This window comes from Sphingomonas sp. CFBP 13603, from assembly GCF_014892665.1.
GTDB lineage: Bacteria > Pseudomonadota > Alphaproteobacteria > Sphingomonadales > Sphingomonadaceae > Sphingomonas.
Genome location: NZ_JADBIA010000019.1, coordinates 31292 through 45167, shown reverse-complemented (window position 1 = coordinate 45167; position 13876 = coordinate 31292). Strand labels below are relative to the sequence as shown.

The window sequence follows — 13876 nt, the reverse complement described above, 5'->3', positions numbered from 1 at the left end:
CAGAAAGACCTTGATGTATCAGACACCGGCTGAAATGTTCGCCCAGCGTGTTGCAGCCACCCGTTGAACCCACCTCCCAATTCGGACACTCCGCTTCCGTTCAAACGCGGACGGCCCGTATAATACCGGCGGCATTGCTAATCATATCCCGCATTATTTACGGCAGTAACTTAATGCTCAACCATATGCATACAATTATCATGAATGCATCGAATGCGACGGTAAACCAAAACAAAAACGTCTGCTCGTCACGGGAGAATAACCATCTATCGTTGACGTATAATATCGTCAGGTTGACATATCCAGTTCTGAAACCTTTCTTTATGTTAAATACAGCAACTGTAATGCCTACTATAAATATGAATAACTGTTCTAATTCTGGCCGATGCATTTAGGCTCAACTTAATTGCTGGGATGATCCCGATTGGCGGCGTTTGTTCACGCAAGTCACACCAAGGATGACTCCACACGGCGCTAGCAGTCAAGAAGATTAGTCGCAAATATATGAGGAAGACAAAGTTAGGGCTACAGCTCGAAAGCAACCGGACCGCTTTTCTTCCACTCCGGCCATTCCAGACGCAAAAATCAAAAGTTTGTATCAGGTTAGGTGAGTATGTCGATAACTAGGATAGGGAAAAAAATGATTCCTCGCTATCTGACGCTCCACGAGGTCAAGCAGCGGGCGGACCATGTCTTTAAATTAAGCCGCATGATGCAAAGGAGGGCATAAGCAGAAAAGCTATTCCCCGAAGATACTTCGACAAGCGCAAGATGGCCGTCCGAAGATATTACGGGGTGTGAGAACGACCCCCAGTTCTCATCCCCTACCTCTGCCACTTCCGCCTGCCCCTTCCAAGGGCAAGAAGGAATGAAAGGACCATGTGGTGAAGTAATCTGCATCGTCCTCAAATCTTCGAACTCGCCATCGGTTAGCTTCATTGCTTCTCGGTAGCTTGCGACGATTTTACTCATGTCCGACATTTCGTACGGAGCCGCTTTAATGATCGGAGGGTAGATGACCCGATTATCGCGCTCGAAAGCCGAATAGGCAGTCTGTAAAAGCGAGCACATTGCTGGCGACGTAGGTATGGCCTTTACGCTAGGTCCCGATAGGACTAGAGTGGCCGCAATTCCTGTAAGAAACATGAAACCACCCTTACCCACTACGGAAATATAAAGCCTTGTACGCGAAAGCGCCCAGTCGCCTAACTGCTACTTGGCGCCGTTTGTGATGTGAAATCACAAGCTTCGTATCAACTGAAAAACCGTACAAAAGCTGGCACTTCCGTGATGCATAAATCCAATGCACAACCAGCGCATGATTTACGGCTACGCACGCGTCTCATCCACCGGCCAAAACCCGGCACAGCAGCTCGCCCAACTAGGCGCGGCCGGCTGCACGAAGATCTATCAGAAGAAGGTCAGCGGCGGTACGGCCGAGCGTCCGCAACTCAAGCGCGAAGTCGGCGCGCTCGATGCCGGCGACGTGCTGATGGTGACGTCCACCGATCGCCTCGCCCGCAACACCCGTGATCTGTTAAATATCCTGCATGCGGTAAAGGAAGCCGGTGCCGGCTTTTGCTCGATCGCAGAGCCGATGGTGGACACCACTTCCCAGTTCGCAGAGGTCATCATTGCCGCGTTGGGCGTGGCGGCTAGCCACGAGCGCCATCGTATTACCGAACGCACCGATAGGGTCCAAGCCAAGGCACGTGGCGTGAAGTTAGGCCGACGTGCCGCCCTTACCCCTTACCAGGAGGCCGAGGCGCTACAACGCCTTGCGGCTGGGGATACCCAACGCACCGTCGCAGCACTGCTTGGGGTTGGATCGAGCAACGATATCTCAGCTTTTGAGGAAATGATGCCACATGCGAGCCGGTGAGCAAGGCGGGCCTGCTCTCGCGAGGTTAACTGCCAACGAAAAGGAATGTCTGCGTCGTCGTTTGCTTCCTCAAACGGCCAAGGAGATGGCGAACGATCTCGGTATATCGGTACACGCTGTAGAGAAGCGGCTGAAGATGGCACGTGCCAAACTAGGCGTATCGTCATCGTTGGCCGCAGCGCGGCTTCTGGCAGGCGCTGAGGAGGACCAATTGCTGGTACCCCATATTTTGGACCTTTCGGGCGGCACAAACCAATCTCAAGACAGCGGCGTCGCGGTGCCCTCTGCATGGGCAATGAGCATTCCAAAAGGACCGAGCATGATTGCTGTCATCTGCCTGATCGCCCTAATTGGCCAAGACGCCCCCCTGCCAGCGACGTCCGGCGCCCACGAAACCGTCGCTATCGCTCAAAACAACATAGCAACACAGTCGTCCGATGAAGTGTATTGGCGCGAACGCGTCCGCCGTGAAGCCATTGCAATGGCAAAAGATATTGCGCTTCCTCTAAATAATATAGAGTCTAACTCATCAAAATTTAGCGAGTTCTTTTTAAAGCAGGTTTACTCACGAAGCCTATCTGAAGCATTTATGTTTAAGATAATGCCTAAAGATAAGATGCAAATAATTGCAACGGTAAACCCATACAATCAAGCGATCGATGAAGGCATTGTAAAAAGAGATATTGTATCCATCAGCGCTGTAGGAAAGAGCGTAAACGTTTCCTACGGAGGTCACATCGGTACAATCGTACGCCTTCCGGCAGAAAGCACGTTTCTTTATGCGGCACGTGCACCTAATTGAAGGTTCGGGCCGCTGCCGGTCCGTCTACGCGCTAAAATTTGATGCAGAACTTGTGCAGACTGTCGTCTAATAGCGGCCGATAGTGCAAGTCATTTTGGCGGTGAGTTCGTATACCAGGAGCACGGTCGTCTTCGCGGTCGATACGGGTCGCCGCATGATGGGGCTTCGCAGGGTGAACCTTCCGATGTGCGAAACGCACGCGACGGGCAGAGCCTGACGGTGCAACAGTCTGCACGGAATGGTTCGCTCCACGTCCTGGCAGGGACGTCTCATTGTGCCTTCATGTCAGGCGCAACCGGTAAAATGGTTCAGGCAGCGGCGGTCTTGTTGAAGAGTTCGCCGGACTTCAGCATTGCATGCATGATGACGGCAAGCTTGCGGGCTACCGCGATGGCGGCGCGTTTGAACCCGAGCTTCTCCCTGAGTTTGAGCCCCCAGGTCCTCAGGTCGCTCTCCCCTCGGGTCCGCGTCAGGAGGACCGTGGCCGCCTCGTAGAGGAGCCCGCGCATATGGGCGTCGCCGCGCCTTGAGATATGGCCATCATAGTCGACCTCGCCGGACTGGTAGCGTCGCGTCGTGAGCCCAAACCAGGCGCCGACCGATCGCGACTTTTTGAAGTTCGCCGGATCCTCGATCGCCGCAACGTACGAGCTCGCCGTGATCGCGCCTACTCCCGGTATCGACATCAGGAGCTGGCAATCCGTACTTTGCCGAGCGTTGGCGAGGATCTGCCGGCCCAATTCGGCTGCACGCAGGCGGACGCTGCGCCAGGCTTCGAGTACCGGCAGGATGATGCGCGCCAGTGCCTCATTATCAGCGAGCAGGCGGCGGACCTGATCATCGAAGCGCCCCCCCTTGGTCGATGGTACGAGCAGGCCGAACGTCTTCATCAGCCCGCGGATCTGGTTCGACAGTTCCGTTCCGATCCTGACCAGCCGTGTGCGTGACGAAATCAGGGTTCGCGACAGCATGCTGTCATAGCTCTTCACGCGGACCTCCCGGTAGAAGCCGACCTCGGCCAGTTGCGCCAAGCCGTCGGCGTCGTTCGCGTCGGTCTTGTTCGGTGCCATGTCGAGCGCGGCCTTGGCGTGACGGGCATCGATGCAGATCGCAGGCAGACCTTCGGCTGTCAGCGCGTGGAAGAACCACACCGACAGCGGCCCGGTCTCGAACACTACGCGCTTGGCCGCCGGCGCATGCTTGCGGATCAACGCTGCGAGGGCCTGCGGGTCCGAGGCGCACTTGCCGCGCCAGACACGCTTGCCCTCGCGCCGAATAGATACCGCGGTCTCTTTCATCGAGACGTCAAGACCGATATACTCGTCCATGGCTGTTCTCCATCAGATGTTTGGGCCCGACTCCGGTCGTGAGCCCGTACTTGCATCTTATCGGGGAACAGCCACCCGGCATCCTCGCGAATACCTTGGGCGACTCGCTCCCGCGATTACCCCATGTGTGAGAACTCGGTCTGAGGATTCCCGTGGATCGCGGCGCATGGTATGTTTGTGGCATGGCGCATCTGCCTGGAACGGACCGCTCGCAGCTCCTTCTGCTGCCCGAAGCGGTGGATGATTATGTCGGACCGGATAATCCGGTCAGGTTCATCGAGGCCTTTGTTGACGGGCTCGACCTTGGGTCACGGACGTGCTCAAGGCGACCCAGTTCTTTCCCATGTATCTGAACGGTATGTCTATAAGTGACCTCGACCGCGCTTTGAGCGAAGCCGCAAGCGCAATCGCCGCGCTAGACGCGCCGTCGAGCAGGACCGCAGCACCATAGCTGAACGCTTCGCGCGGTGGCTCCATTTCCGTCGACATCCCGGGGACTATCACGTCGTTGAACTGGCACCGACTTCGTCTGGCAAGGGGGGTAGGCGTCGTCATTCCCGAGCTGCTTCAATCGGATGCCGTCATCCAAATCTATGATCGCAAGGCGGATCCCAGCACCTTGTATTGAGAGGAGAGGCAGCCTTCGGCCTTGTTGATCCGGTGATGAGCACCGGTCGACATAACGGAGGCCCTCGATGCGTACCTCAGCCGCAGCTCTCGAACTCGATTTCACCGAACCGTAGATCACCGCCGCCAGGGCGGTTGCCGACACGATCGCCAGGTAGGGGTCGGTTCCGGCTGAGGCGGAATGCCACCCTAAGCGCTGGCGTCCTTGGGGTCACTTTCGTGCAGTCACCCCAAAGTGGAGCCACGGTCATAACCGGCACGATCCTGCTTCAAGCCCATTAACGGGTGTACAATAAGTTTGTGTCGCCTATTTTATGGGTGTACGAAATTACAATGGAAATCGAGTTCGATCACGCCAAGGAAGCTGGGAATATCGCCAAGCACGGCGTGTCCTGACGAGCTACGAAAGGATTTGATTGGGACACGGCATTCGAGCGCGAGGACGGTCGCTTCGATTACGGAGAGGACCGCTTTGTGGCCTTGGGGATGATCGGTGGTCGCCTGCATGTGCTGGCTTTTACCGAAGGCTCCCATGACGACGCGGTTCGCGCCATTAGCCTGCGCCCGGCAGAAAAACACGAAGTGAGGTTTTATCATGGCCAAGTTTGACCCGGAGATTAACGAAGACAACCCGCCGATGGACACAGCGTTCATGGCCGGAATGAAGTCGTCCTCGCGCGGGCGACCGAAACTGGAAACCCCCAAGGTGGAAGTCAAAATCCGTCTCGATGCGAAGACGGTCGAGTATTTGCGGGGTAGCGGCCCCGGGTGGCAGACCCGTGTGAATGCTTTGTTGGAAAAAATGGTGACGGCCGGACAAATTTGAGGGCGGATTCGGCGCGCCCTCTGGCATGGTAAGGCACGGAGTTTCTCGTTCATGACCGGGCGAACCTGCGCATAAGCGCAGGCAGAGGAGAGGGAGCCTTCGGCTTGTTGATCCGGTGATGAGCACCGGGCGACAAGAAGGAAGCCCCCGATGCGCGCCTCAACCGCAGCTCTCGAACTTGATTTCACCAAGCCCTCGATCGCGGTCGCCGACACCATCACCAGAAACGGATCGTTTCAACGCGACACGCTGCTGTGGGTCATGGAGCAAGCCTATGGCGGATCCTCGGCCGACGGTCGCTGGTCACTTCGCGACGCCTACGACATGCTCGAACTCGCCGAGGTCGTGTACCTCGCGAAGGCGGACCTGCCGTCCACCCCGGGCGATTGCCTCGCCGCGCTGACCGAGCTGATCGCCGGCCTTCCTACGCATACTGTCCGCAGCCAGGAGCAAATCGAACTTCAGCAATTCTCGACCCCCGCCCGGATCGCCTACCTCGCTGCGCTCGCTGGCACAATCGCGTCCACGGATTTGGTCCTTGAACCATCTGCCGGCACCGGCCTGCTCGCCGCCTTCGCGCACCGCACCGGTGCCCGCCTCGTCCTCAACGAGATCGATCCGGTCCGCGCCGAGATGCTCGCAGCGGCCTTCCCCGGCGTCGCTGTCACGCGCCACGATGGCGAGCTGATTCACGATCTCCTCGCACCAAACATCCGGCCCACAGCCGTTCTTATCAATCCCCCGTTCTCGCGCAGCGTCGGCCGCCACGCCGATCCCCTCGCCTTCGGGCCGCGCTCATGCGCCTTGCGCCAGGCGGCCGCTGCGCTGCCATCCCGCCCGATCGCGTCGACACGTCGAGCCGCGCCTGGGCCAAGGCAACCGAAGGCTGCACGCTGACGCTGCACCTTGAACTGCCGCGAACGCCTATTCCAAGCACGGCACCAGCCAGACCGTGAAAATCATGGTGCTGGAGAAGTGGACCGGCACGCCTGCCGAGCTGATCCGCTGCGCTACGCTCGCCGATGCGCTCGCGGTAATCGCCGCGAAGGCCGCTCCGCCCGCGACCGCGCCCATCACGCGCACGGGCTCGCTGCTCACCCGCCCGAGCGGACGCAGTTCGTTGCTTGGCGGCCTGTCGAACAAACCGCGGCTGAGCGCACCAACGGCGAAAGCCGCGCGGTCGCAGATCGCGACTCCGATCGATTACACGGTGTTCGCCGAGCCACTTCCGACCGGCGAGGCTGTCGGTGTGTATCCGCTCTTCATCAGGCCCGGCATTCTCGAATACGCATCCTTTAGGGGGAGCCCTGACTTTCTCGATCGGCGTCAAGCTGGCTGGGTTAGGGTAACGCCCTGGTTGCGGACAATCGCGCGGCTGTTATCATCATTCGATGAACTGGATTGTATGTGGCTCTATCGGCGCGGCTTTCGGTATCGCTGTGGCTAGCTATGCAATGGAGCCGCAAATCGGCAATGTTGATCGTCAGGCAGCTTGCACCACCAGCGGCGGAGTTCTCCGCTCATATGGAACGGATGGGCGGCGTTGGTTCTGTGATCAACCGTTTGTGGACGCCGGTAAGATTTGCACCGCCAAGTCTGATTGTGCCGGCGAGTGCACGTTACCCGACGACTACCATTGGGTGCGTGGAGAGAAGCCACGAGTGGTAGGCACATGCCAAGCTCGCACGCGAGTGGGCTGCATGACGATCCTAGATAAAGGCTTACCGACACAGTACTGCGTTAATTAGTGACGACCCAACCCCAATCGGCATGTTCATTCCCGAAACTCGATGGTATTTTGAGAAACAGCCGCCCCCCGACCTGTCTGATCCGAAAACAAATTGCCATCTGTATGCGGTGTCACACCCTTCGGTCTTACCTTAGCTGGGAACCCAAGCTTCTACCGGGATAACGTTAGGCGTGGCACCCGAAGGGCGAAAAACGCGAACGGCGCTTCCGACCTGCTGACGTTGTAGGTTGAGACAGTAACGGGACGAGTGGGCCGTGGCCTCCAGCAATTGATAGTCGGCTAGTGAGATCGGGATCGGGCGTTCCTCCCCCCGCCTGTCGATCAAAACAACAGGCTGCGATTTGCGCATACGATATGAGACGATCGGAAAGTGCGCCCAGGTAATCGGGGAGCTACTATCCGCAAAGGCTCGCATGTTGGCTGCGCGCCACGCGACATGCTCGAAAATGACCGCGTAGAACGTCCCGAACGTAACAAGCACCAGCGTGGCCATGATAGCCTTTCGTCGGAGTGACGCCTCCGCTCGCGTTCGCGTAGAGTAGCGGACGACGAACCAGCCGAGCATGACTCCAAGAAACGCGCCAAGCCAAGTCACCCCGCCAAGGAAGCGCCCGTTGATCGGCGTGACCAGAGCAGTATCAGCCGCATTGATGTCGAACACCCACAGACAGAATACCGCTGCATAGAGCCCGAACACGATGCGTTCGGTTAGTGTAAGACGCTGGCGGCTCGGCAACCCGACACCGGGGAGGTTGGAGAGTGACATGATCCCGATTTAGTGCCGAATGCTAAATGAGCCGTAAGCGCTTAGGCGCTGTACCGTCTCCTTCATTCGCAAATCCGAGACCGCCCTGACAGACTGCCTTTTCCATTTGGAACGGCAATCGAGAAGGTCGTCACGTTCTCGATTAAGATGGTTAGTCGGGAAATGCTCTCGCTACGCGGAACGATCGATTAAACTAGACGTCGTGGACCTTCTGCACAATTCCATCGGGCGTCCGGTAGGTACGGAAACCCATAGCTTCATAGTATTTCAGGCCGGATGTATTGTCGGCCCCGATGTAGGCGTCGATCTTTTCTAGACCGGCTTCGCGTGCGGCCTCGCTCGTAGCTGAAAACAAAAGCTTGCCGACGCCCTGTCGATGCGCCTTGGGGCTGATATGGGTCCCGATGATGCCCCATCCCTCCGGTGTATCATATGGGTTGCCCGCAACGGCCTTCTTCAATGACTGAAAGCCGACGATATTCCCTGATCCGCCGATGGCAACGGTGCAGCGTATGCTTGTAGGATCGGCGATGTAGCGACCCATCACAAAATCAACGTCGTTCGGTCGCTCACGGCCGGTATGTTCGATGATCTCCCGAAGCACCTGGCCCATTCCCTCGGCATCATCTGCCGATGCGGCGCGCGTTTCCATTGCTGTTCCCCCAAAAGAGGCGTTCCATTTGCATCCAAAATGCCGCTCCCATCACCTGACCGCAATACGGCCCTCACCTTCCCGATTAAAAAGGACGACCGAGACCGCGTGAGTGTTCTCACAATCGATCGGAAAAAGAGAACGCGCCGGCCTTCCCGAAAGCTGCCCGGATCGGAATTGGGAAAGAGTATTCGACAGACAACAACAAACAATTGACGTCATAATCCATATATGTAGAGTTATGGAATGCGTCAGCGCCGACCCTCTCCACAGACGATCCTCGTGCTTCGGGCGCTCTTGGTTCGGGCTACCGAGTGGCGATATGGCTACGATCTGACCAAGGAAATCGGTCTGCAATCAGGCACGCTGTATCCAGTGCTGATGCGCCTTGCGGACAAGGGGCTGCTTGAATCTGCTTGGCACGAGTCCGACCGCCCCGGCGCGCCGCCACGGCATGCCTATCGACTTACCCAAACAGGCGTTGCCTTCGCCTCGGCCAACATCGATGCCACTGCCAGCGCGCAGGTTGGGCGCACGCCGGTACCGGCATGACGGACCGCCTTCCGCTTATCTTGTGTAACGTCGCAACCCGCCTGCTCCCCGCTAGCAGGCGGTTATGGGCCGATGCCATGATTGCCGAATTGTCGCATGCGGACGATAATCGGGCGGCGTTGAACTTCGCGAGCGGATGCCTCGTTGCGGCCCTGCGTGAGCGCGCGTGCGACGCTGACACGCATATTATGGCTACCCTCTGGACGATTGCCGTGGTCACTGCGCTCTATGCCGTGGTCCAGCTTGTCTGCGCGGCTCATGGAGTGGCCGTCCTGTTTGGCGGGCACGACGGGATGTTGGAGGCCCTTCTTCGCAACGGAGCGTCGTCAACGATCATAGCCAACTATGAAACCGCTCGCCCAATCGTGGTCAGTTGCTTTCTTGCGCTCGGGATTGTCCAACTCACGACAGCTTGGTTTCTAAGCCGCGGGCAATTTCGCCTGTTCGCTACAGCTTGGTGTACTGCTTGCCTGATCGCCGGCATCGCCGTTGCCATCCAGCTATCGATCATTCCGAATGACGCGGGCGTACCTTCGGAGTTCCATGCGCTGCTTATGCAGGCTGTTGCAGTGCCAGTGCTGCTCGTTTGGCTCCATCGCCGGCACCGGCGTTTTCAGGAGAGCTCATAATGCCCTCGGTACGCACCATCATAGCGCTGACGCTTTGTCCTGCCGTCGCTGGGATTAGCGAGGCCCGCACCGCTACACCAAATGCCGAAATGATCGTCGCGGCGTCGAAGCGCGCGACAGGTGGTGTCGCGTGGGACAAGCCACAGGGCTGCATCGAACGTGGGACCCATGCCAGCGGTGCCATCACCTACCTGACCCGGTTCAGTCTGCGCGAGTACGGCATGCGAACAGATGGCGATCGGGGCGGCAAGGTTCGTTCGATGGGGTTCAATGGTAAGGTAAGATGGCAGACGGCCGGTCCCGGCAAGACGGATATCGGGTCGGATCCGGCGTCGCTGCAAGAGGCGATCGTAACCAACTACCTCAGCATCAACGGCTTCTTCTTTCCCAATCGTTTCCCGGCCACCTTCAAGTTTGTCCGGACAGCAGCAGAAGATAAGCGGCGGTTAGATATCGTCGAAATCACGCCAAAGGGCGGCCGCCCTCTTGAGGTCTGGTTCGATAGCCGCACCCATCTCATTCAGCGCGTCGTCGATACCCAGGGGACGCCCGCCGTCAGAGTTGAGGCCAGTGACTACCGTCGTGGCGCGGGCGGGCTGATGGTCGCTTATCGTCTGGACGTTTTCGGACCTGATGGTTCAGTCATGGATCAGGGAACCGTTGCTTCGTTCCAATGTGGGCGGATCGATCCGGCCATCTTTGCTTCCCCGACCGCGCCTTAGGACACCCAGGCTCTTGCCCTAGCTCCTGACCAGCGTTCCAGCTTGAAATCGAGTTTCGGGAATATCGTGGTTTGACGGAAGGCAGCTTTCCGTCAGCGAATTGGGACGGCGGTGATGTCTAGACGAATGGCCACTACACCGATCATGGTAGCATCAAGATTTGAGGAAAGCGTTATGCGTCTTTGCATACGCGGCAGAAGTTCGCCGAGCTGATGGCACCATGTGGATGGCGGCACGGTTCAAGGAGAAAACCGGCATCGACCCGTTGACCGTTTCGCAGACGACGTGCCGCGGAGGCAGCGGCACCGTTCACCTGTCGGCATTACCATCGGCTCAGCCAGCCGGGACGTTTGATCTGGTCGTCGATCATCCATGCGAGCGCTTCACGCGCGGTCGACCGCCATGGCGGCAGGAGACGGGCGATCAGGTCGTCGATATCCCTCTCACGTTGCGTCCGATAAAGGGATGGCGTGTAATTGAGGTCTGTCGCCGAAGCAGTCACTTCGGTTCAGTTGATCGTGTCGCAATCCGACCCGGTGTAAACGTTGCCCTGATACTGCCGCTTGGACGGTACGGCCTGACGATCATCGACTTGCGCGAAATCATGGGCGAGCAGGGACCCTAAATGGACCGATTTGGATAGTTCGAGACCGTGATCGACTGCAACTCATGTCCCACCGGTACAGCATTGTAGATACATCGATGTCGGATATCGTTGATCTGGAATTATTTCTCTAAGGGAGAATATCATTGAACAAGCGTACTTATGCGCTCCTGTTGAACGGAGCGATTCTCAATGCATTCGCAGCCGTCTTGGTTTGTACGAGTGGTGTGGCAGCCTCGCCCGATCGCTCGTTCAATGGGCGATGGCGTATAGACACCGCATCGCTCAAAGGTAACGCTCCGCCGACGACATTCGTGTTGACCGGTGGGAACTTCAAGCGGGACGAAAATGAGGCTGTAAAGGCAGATGGTCAATTGCATCGTGTATCCGGAAGTGGGTACGTCGATGAACAGTCAATATTCATCGAAAACGACCACGTCATCAAGGAGGTCGACAAGGTCCATGCGAAACTGGCATACACCGTCGAGTATGTAGTTTCTTCCGATGGAAACACTCTGACATGGCACGTAGCCAGCTTTACGAGTCCGAGTGGTCAAGCGGTTACCAGTGAAACTGTGATGCGCCGCATCGGTCCACTGACGAAGGGTGCTCATCTGATCACCGGCAGATGGAAGCGCGTTAGTGTAACAGCCGACTCCAAAAACGATTGGATAATGAAGTTGGACGGCAACCGGTTCAGCTGGCGAACAGATGTTGGGACCGGCTACAATGCGACCATCGGAGGTAAATCGGTTAAGATTGACGGCGACAATTCTGGCGCGCGTGCGCAGATTACACGGCCGCGGCCCGACACAATCGTTGAAACTGACTTATCAGCAAATGGGAGGCGTGATGCCGTCCTAACAATGCAGCTTATGCCTGATAGAAACACCATCCGTGCAACTGCACTAACTATTCGAATGAAAACATCAACCACGTTTTATGTTCGTAGAGTAGATAAAAAGTCTGAGTCTTTCAACAAACCTGAGGTTCGTATTTGCCTATCTATAGATACTTGCAGGTAGGGATTGTGGATGGCCCGTTTGCTGCACTCCGAATTGCAGATAAAGTATTTTCTATCCGGGCCAGCTCCGGAGCCTCTACCCGTAGGTGTCCCGTACCGCTGCTCCATTGTTGACGCCACCATTCGCCTCCCGAGCGTCCGTCTATTTGAGGCAGCATCGTTCGAGCGTAACGGAGGAGTTCATCAGGCGGGATCAGGTGGCGACCATCGGCAAGCGCGTGGGACAGGTCTTTGGCTATCTCTACGTTCGCGGCCATTGGCATCTCCGCTACTTGATGCTCCAGATCGACGACCAGGTTCTGCTTGGCTGCCGCCCATTCCTTCGTTGTGAATCCTTTGGTGACTAGGTCGCACGCGGAATTCCGCAAACCTGCAACCGCCGGTTTCCACCGGTCCTCGACAAAGTTGTCCCAGAGCATGATCTGACGGTGACCTTGCTCGCCATTCTCGATGAATATACCTACCTTCCCCGGTGAGCTACTAGGCTGCAGAGCCGCGAGCCGATCGTTGATCGCGCGCGTTACAAGCAAGTCCATAATTTCCGCCCGCGCCTGAATAGCGCGGGACGAAGGCGGTCTAGGTGTCGGCATAACGACCGTCATGAACGCGGTCCGACGCCCCTCTGGAAGAGCAGAAAAGCTGATCGGATGGATGCGGTTAGGCTGGAATACCGGGAATGGCGTTTTACGAGAGGGCGGGCCGATGGGCTTCCAGTCTCCAAAACGCCTTTCGATCAATGACCGAACTTCATCCACCTTCACATTTCCGACGATGACGATCATCATATTCGCAGGCCGGTACAGGCGCCGGTACAACCCACGAATGGTGGTGATGCTGGCGATGGGCACATCATCCGAATTCTGCGCATCTATCACGTCGTTGGGCGAGCCAGGCGCGACCTGCCCGATGTAACTGGCGTAAATCTGGTTACCGAGCTTCTTGTCTGCCATCTCCCGAACGACTTCGCCGCGGGAGGTATCAACGGCATCCGTGCGTAGGTTCATGCCCGATGCGGCGTCCTTGAGCAGGGTCAGCAGTGCGTCAAGATCACTCGAAGCCGTTGTTTTGGTTGAAAGGTAGTAATTTGTTTCTCGCCACGACGTAGAACCCGCATTTGCTGCCGGGAAGGTCAGCGGCAAACCAATACGCTTCAGGTGGTCAAGATCGTCCGGGGCAGCGGTGGTGGGGCTGTGGAACGCGATATGCTCGATAAGATGTGCCAATCCCCGCTCTCCGGCGCGGTGCTCGGCAATGAACCCGCCTTCATTTCGCATGAGCAGGCCGACGCCAGGATCGTTGCCTTTTCGGGGCAGGATCGCAAACCGCACGCCGTTCGCAAGACGTCCGATAAGCGGAGTGCGCCAATCGGAAGACCGGCCAACCGCGGGTCTCGCACTGTTTTCATCAGTAGCTCGCGCCCTATCCTGAGCCAATCCGGAAGACGAAAAGGCGAATAAGGGAGTAAGGATCGAGATTATTGCCGCTTTGCCGCTATTTCGCATGAACGCTCCTCGACCCTACCGATCGCCGCTGATGCGATCGCTAATAGGCAGGTCGTAGATGGACATCATTTTGAGGCAGAATGGTGGCTGCCGCCTTGTGTCAGGAGCCTGATCGGCATTGCCATCAAGGAACGGCCAGCGAGACGCCCGGGGCATTCTCGTGATATCGCAAGCGGGAAAACGGCCGAAGCCGATCTTGAAGCGCCAACC

General features: G+C 57.4%; 14 protein-coding genes and 1 pseudogene. 11 read left to right on the top strand and 4 right to left on the bottom strand.

Features of this window, described 5'->3' with window-relative positions:
• Positions 1–1303: 1303 nt before the first annotated feature.
• Together IFR23_RS19675 and IFR23_RS19670 are read left to right on the top strand one after the other, a co-directional pair.
• The gene (locus IFR23_RS19675; RefSeq protein WP_244655815.1) at positions 1304–1882 is read left to right on the top strand and encodes a recombinase family protein; all 579 of its coding nucleotides are present in this window, start codon (positions 1304–1306) and stop codon (positions 1880–1882) included.
• 85 nt (positions 1883–1967) lie between these two features.
• Positions 1968–2684 carry a hypothetical protein gene (locus IFR23_RS19670; protein WP_192977274.1) on the top strand — a complete coding sequence of 239 codons (717 nt, stop codon included), beginning with the start codon at positions 1968–1970 and terminating at the stop codon, positions 2682–2684.
• Positions 2685–2992: 308 nt separating this feature from the next.
• Here IFR23_RS19670 and IFR23_RS19665 read toward each other — a convergent pair whose 3' ends face one another.
• Positions 2993–4012, bottom strand: a complete 1020-nt coding sequence (locus tag IFR23_RS19665; protein ID WP_192977273.1) for an IS110 family transposase — start codon at positions 4010–4012, stop codon at positions 2993–2995.
• A 1086-nt stretch (positions 4013–5098) separates the two neighbouring features.
• On the opposite strand from IFR23_RS19665, the pseudogene IFR23_RS20385 reads away from it, so the two are divergent.
• From IFR23_RS20385 to IFR23_RS20380, 4 genes and pseudogenes are all read left to right on the top strand, one after another.
• A pseudogene (locus IFR23_RS20385) lies at positions 5099–5248 on the top strand (BrnT family toxin); the annotation flags it as partial.
• Positions 5235–5465: a BrnA antitoxin family protein gene (locus IFR23_RS19655; RefSeq protein ID WP_192977272.1), complete on the top strand. Its 231-nt coding sequence runs from the start codon at positions 5235–5237 to the stop codon at positions 5463–5465. The pseudogene IFR23_RS20385 and the gene IFR23_RS19655, both read left to right, overlap by 14 nt.
• 150 nt (positions 5466–5615) lie before the next feature.
• Positions 5616–6362: a hypothetical protein gene (locus IFR23_RS19650; RefSeq protein WP_244655814.1), complete on the top strand. Its 747-nt coding sequence runs from the start codon at positions 5616–5618 to the stop codon at positions 6360–6362.
• Positions 6363–6417: 55 nt separating this feature from the next.
• On the top strand, positions 6418–6912 hold the full coding sequence (locus tag IFR23_RS20380) for a hypothetical protein (protein ID WP_244655813.1): 495 nt from the start codon (positions 6418–6420) through the stop codon (positions 6910–6912).
• 433 nt (positions 6913–7345) lie between these two features.
• On the opposite strand, the gene IFR23_RS19645 is transcribed toward IFR23_RS20380, so the two are convergent.
• Both IFR23_RS19645 and IFR23_RS19640 read right to left on the bottom strand, forming a co-directional pair.
• Positions 7346–7981, bottom strand: a complete 636-nt coding sequence (locus IFR23_RS19645; protein WP_192977271.1) for a hypothetical protein — start codon at positions 7979–7981, stop codon at positions 7346–7348.
• Between the two features lie 193 nt (positions 7982–8174).
• Positions 8175–8633 carry a GNAT family N-acetyltransferase gene (locus IFR23_RS19640; protein ID WP_192239182.1) on the bottom strand — a complete coding sequence of 153 codons (459 nt, stop codon included), beginning with the start codon at positions 8631–8633 and terminating at the stop codon, positions 8175–8177.
• 246 nt (positions 8634–8879) lie between these two features.
• Between IFR23_RS19640 and IFR23_RS19635 the strand changes: the two genes are divergently transcribed.
• The 5 genes from IFR23_RS19635 to IFR23_RS19615 all read left to right on the top strand — a co-directional run bounded on the left by IFR23_RS19635 (position 8880) and on the right by IFR23_RS19615 (position 12165).
• Entirely contained in the window at positions 8880–9185 is a 306-nt protein-coding gene (locus tag IFR23_RS19635) for a PadR family transcriptional regulator (RefSeq protein ID WP_192239181.1), read from the top strand.
• 77 nt (positions 9186–9262) lie between these two features.
• Positions 9263–9814: a hypothetical protein gene (locus IFR23_RS19630; RefSeq protein WP_192239180.1), complete on the top strand. Its 552-nt coding sequence runs from the start codon at positions 9263–9265 to the stop codon at positions 9812–9814.
• Positions 9814–10536, top strand: a complete 723-nt coding sequence (locus tag IFR23_RS19625; protein ID WP_192239179.1) for a LolA family protein — start codon at positions 9814–9816, stop codon at positions 10534–10536. Before IFR23_RS19630 ends, IFR23_RS19625 begins: the two co-directional genes overlap by 1 nt.
• A gap of 226 nt (positions 10537–10762) precedes the next feature.
• A complete protein-coding gene (locus IFR23_RS19620; RefSeq protein WP_192977270.1) occupies positions 10763–11161 on the top strand; it encodes a hypothetical protein in 399 nt (132 codons plus the stop codon).
• 125 nt (positions 11162–11286) lie between these two features.
• Positions 11287–12165 carry a hypothetical protein gene (locus tag IFR23_RS19615; RefSeq protein WP_192977269.1) on the top strand — a complete coding sequence of 293 codons (879 nt, stop codon included), beginning with the start codon at positions 11287–11289 and terminating at the stop codon, positions 12163–12165.
• Here IFR23_RS19615 and IFR23_RS19610 read toward each other — a convergent pair.
• On the bottom strand, positions 12146–13666 hold the full coding sequence (locus IFR23_RS19610) for a M16 family metallopeptidase (RefSeq protein WP_192977268.1): 1521 nt from the start codon (positions 13664–13666) through the stop codon (positions 12146–12148). The genes IFR23_RS19615 and IFR23_RS19610 overlap by 20 nt on opposite strands.
• Positions 13667–13876: the final 210 nt, after the last annotated feature.

What these genes read in the sequence shown, in the direction of transcription:
- IFR23_RS19625 (WP_192239179.1), top strand. Translation starts at nt 9,814, where the DNA reads ATGCCCTCGGTACGCACCATCATAGCGCTGACGCTTTGTCCTGCCGTC.
- IFR23_RS19655 (WP_192977272.1), top strand. Translation starts at nt 5,235, where the DNA reads ATGGCCAAGTTTGACCCGGAGATTAACGAAGACAACCCGCCGATGGAC.
- IFR23_RS19630 (WP_192239180.1), top strand. Translation starts at nt 9,263, where the DNA reads ATGATTGCCGAATTGTCGCATGCGGACGATAATCGGGCGGCGTTGAAC.
- IFR23_RS19645 (WP_192977271.1), bottom strand. Translation starts at nt 7,981, where the DNA reads ATGTCACTCTCCAACCTCCCCGGTGTCGGGTTGCCGAGCCGCCAGCGT.
- IFR23_RS19620 (WP_192977270.1), top strand. Translation starts at nt 10,763, where the DNA reads ATGGCGGCACGGTTCAAGGAGAAAACCGGCATCGACCCGTTGACCGTT.
- IFR23_RS19640 (WP_192239182.1), bottom strand. Translation starts at nt 8,633, where the DNA reads ATGGAAACGCGCGCCGCATCGGCAGATGATGCCGAGGGAATGGGCCAG.
- IFR23_RS19665 (WP_192977273.1), bottom strand. Translation starts at nt 4,012, where the DNA reads ATGGACGAGTATATCGGTCTTGACGTCTCGATGAAAGAGACCGCGGTA.
- IFR23_RS19635 (WP_192239181.1), top strand. Translation starts at nt 8,880, where the DNA reads ATGCGTCAGCGCCGACCCTCTCCACAGACGATCCTCGTGCTTCGGGCG.
- IFR23_RS19610 (WP_192977268.1), bottom strand. Translation starts at nt 13,666, where the DNA reads ATGCGAAATAGCGGCAAAGCGGCAATAATCTCGATCCTTACTCCCTTA.
- IFR23_RS19670 (WP_192977274.1), top strand. Translation starts at nt 1,968, where the DNA reads ATGGCGAACGATCTCGGTATATCGGTACACGCTGTAGAGAAGCGGCTG.
- IFR23_RS19650 (WP_244655814.1), top strand. Translation starts at nt 5,616, where the DNA reads ATGCGCGCCTCAACCGCAGCTCTCGAACTTGATTTCACCAAGCCCTCG.
- IFR23_RS19675 (WP_244655815.1), top strand. Translation starts at nt 1,304, where the DNA reads ATGCACAACCAGCGCATGATTTACGGCTACGCACGCGTCTCATCCACC.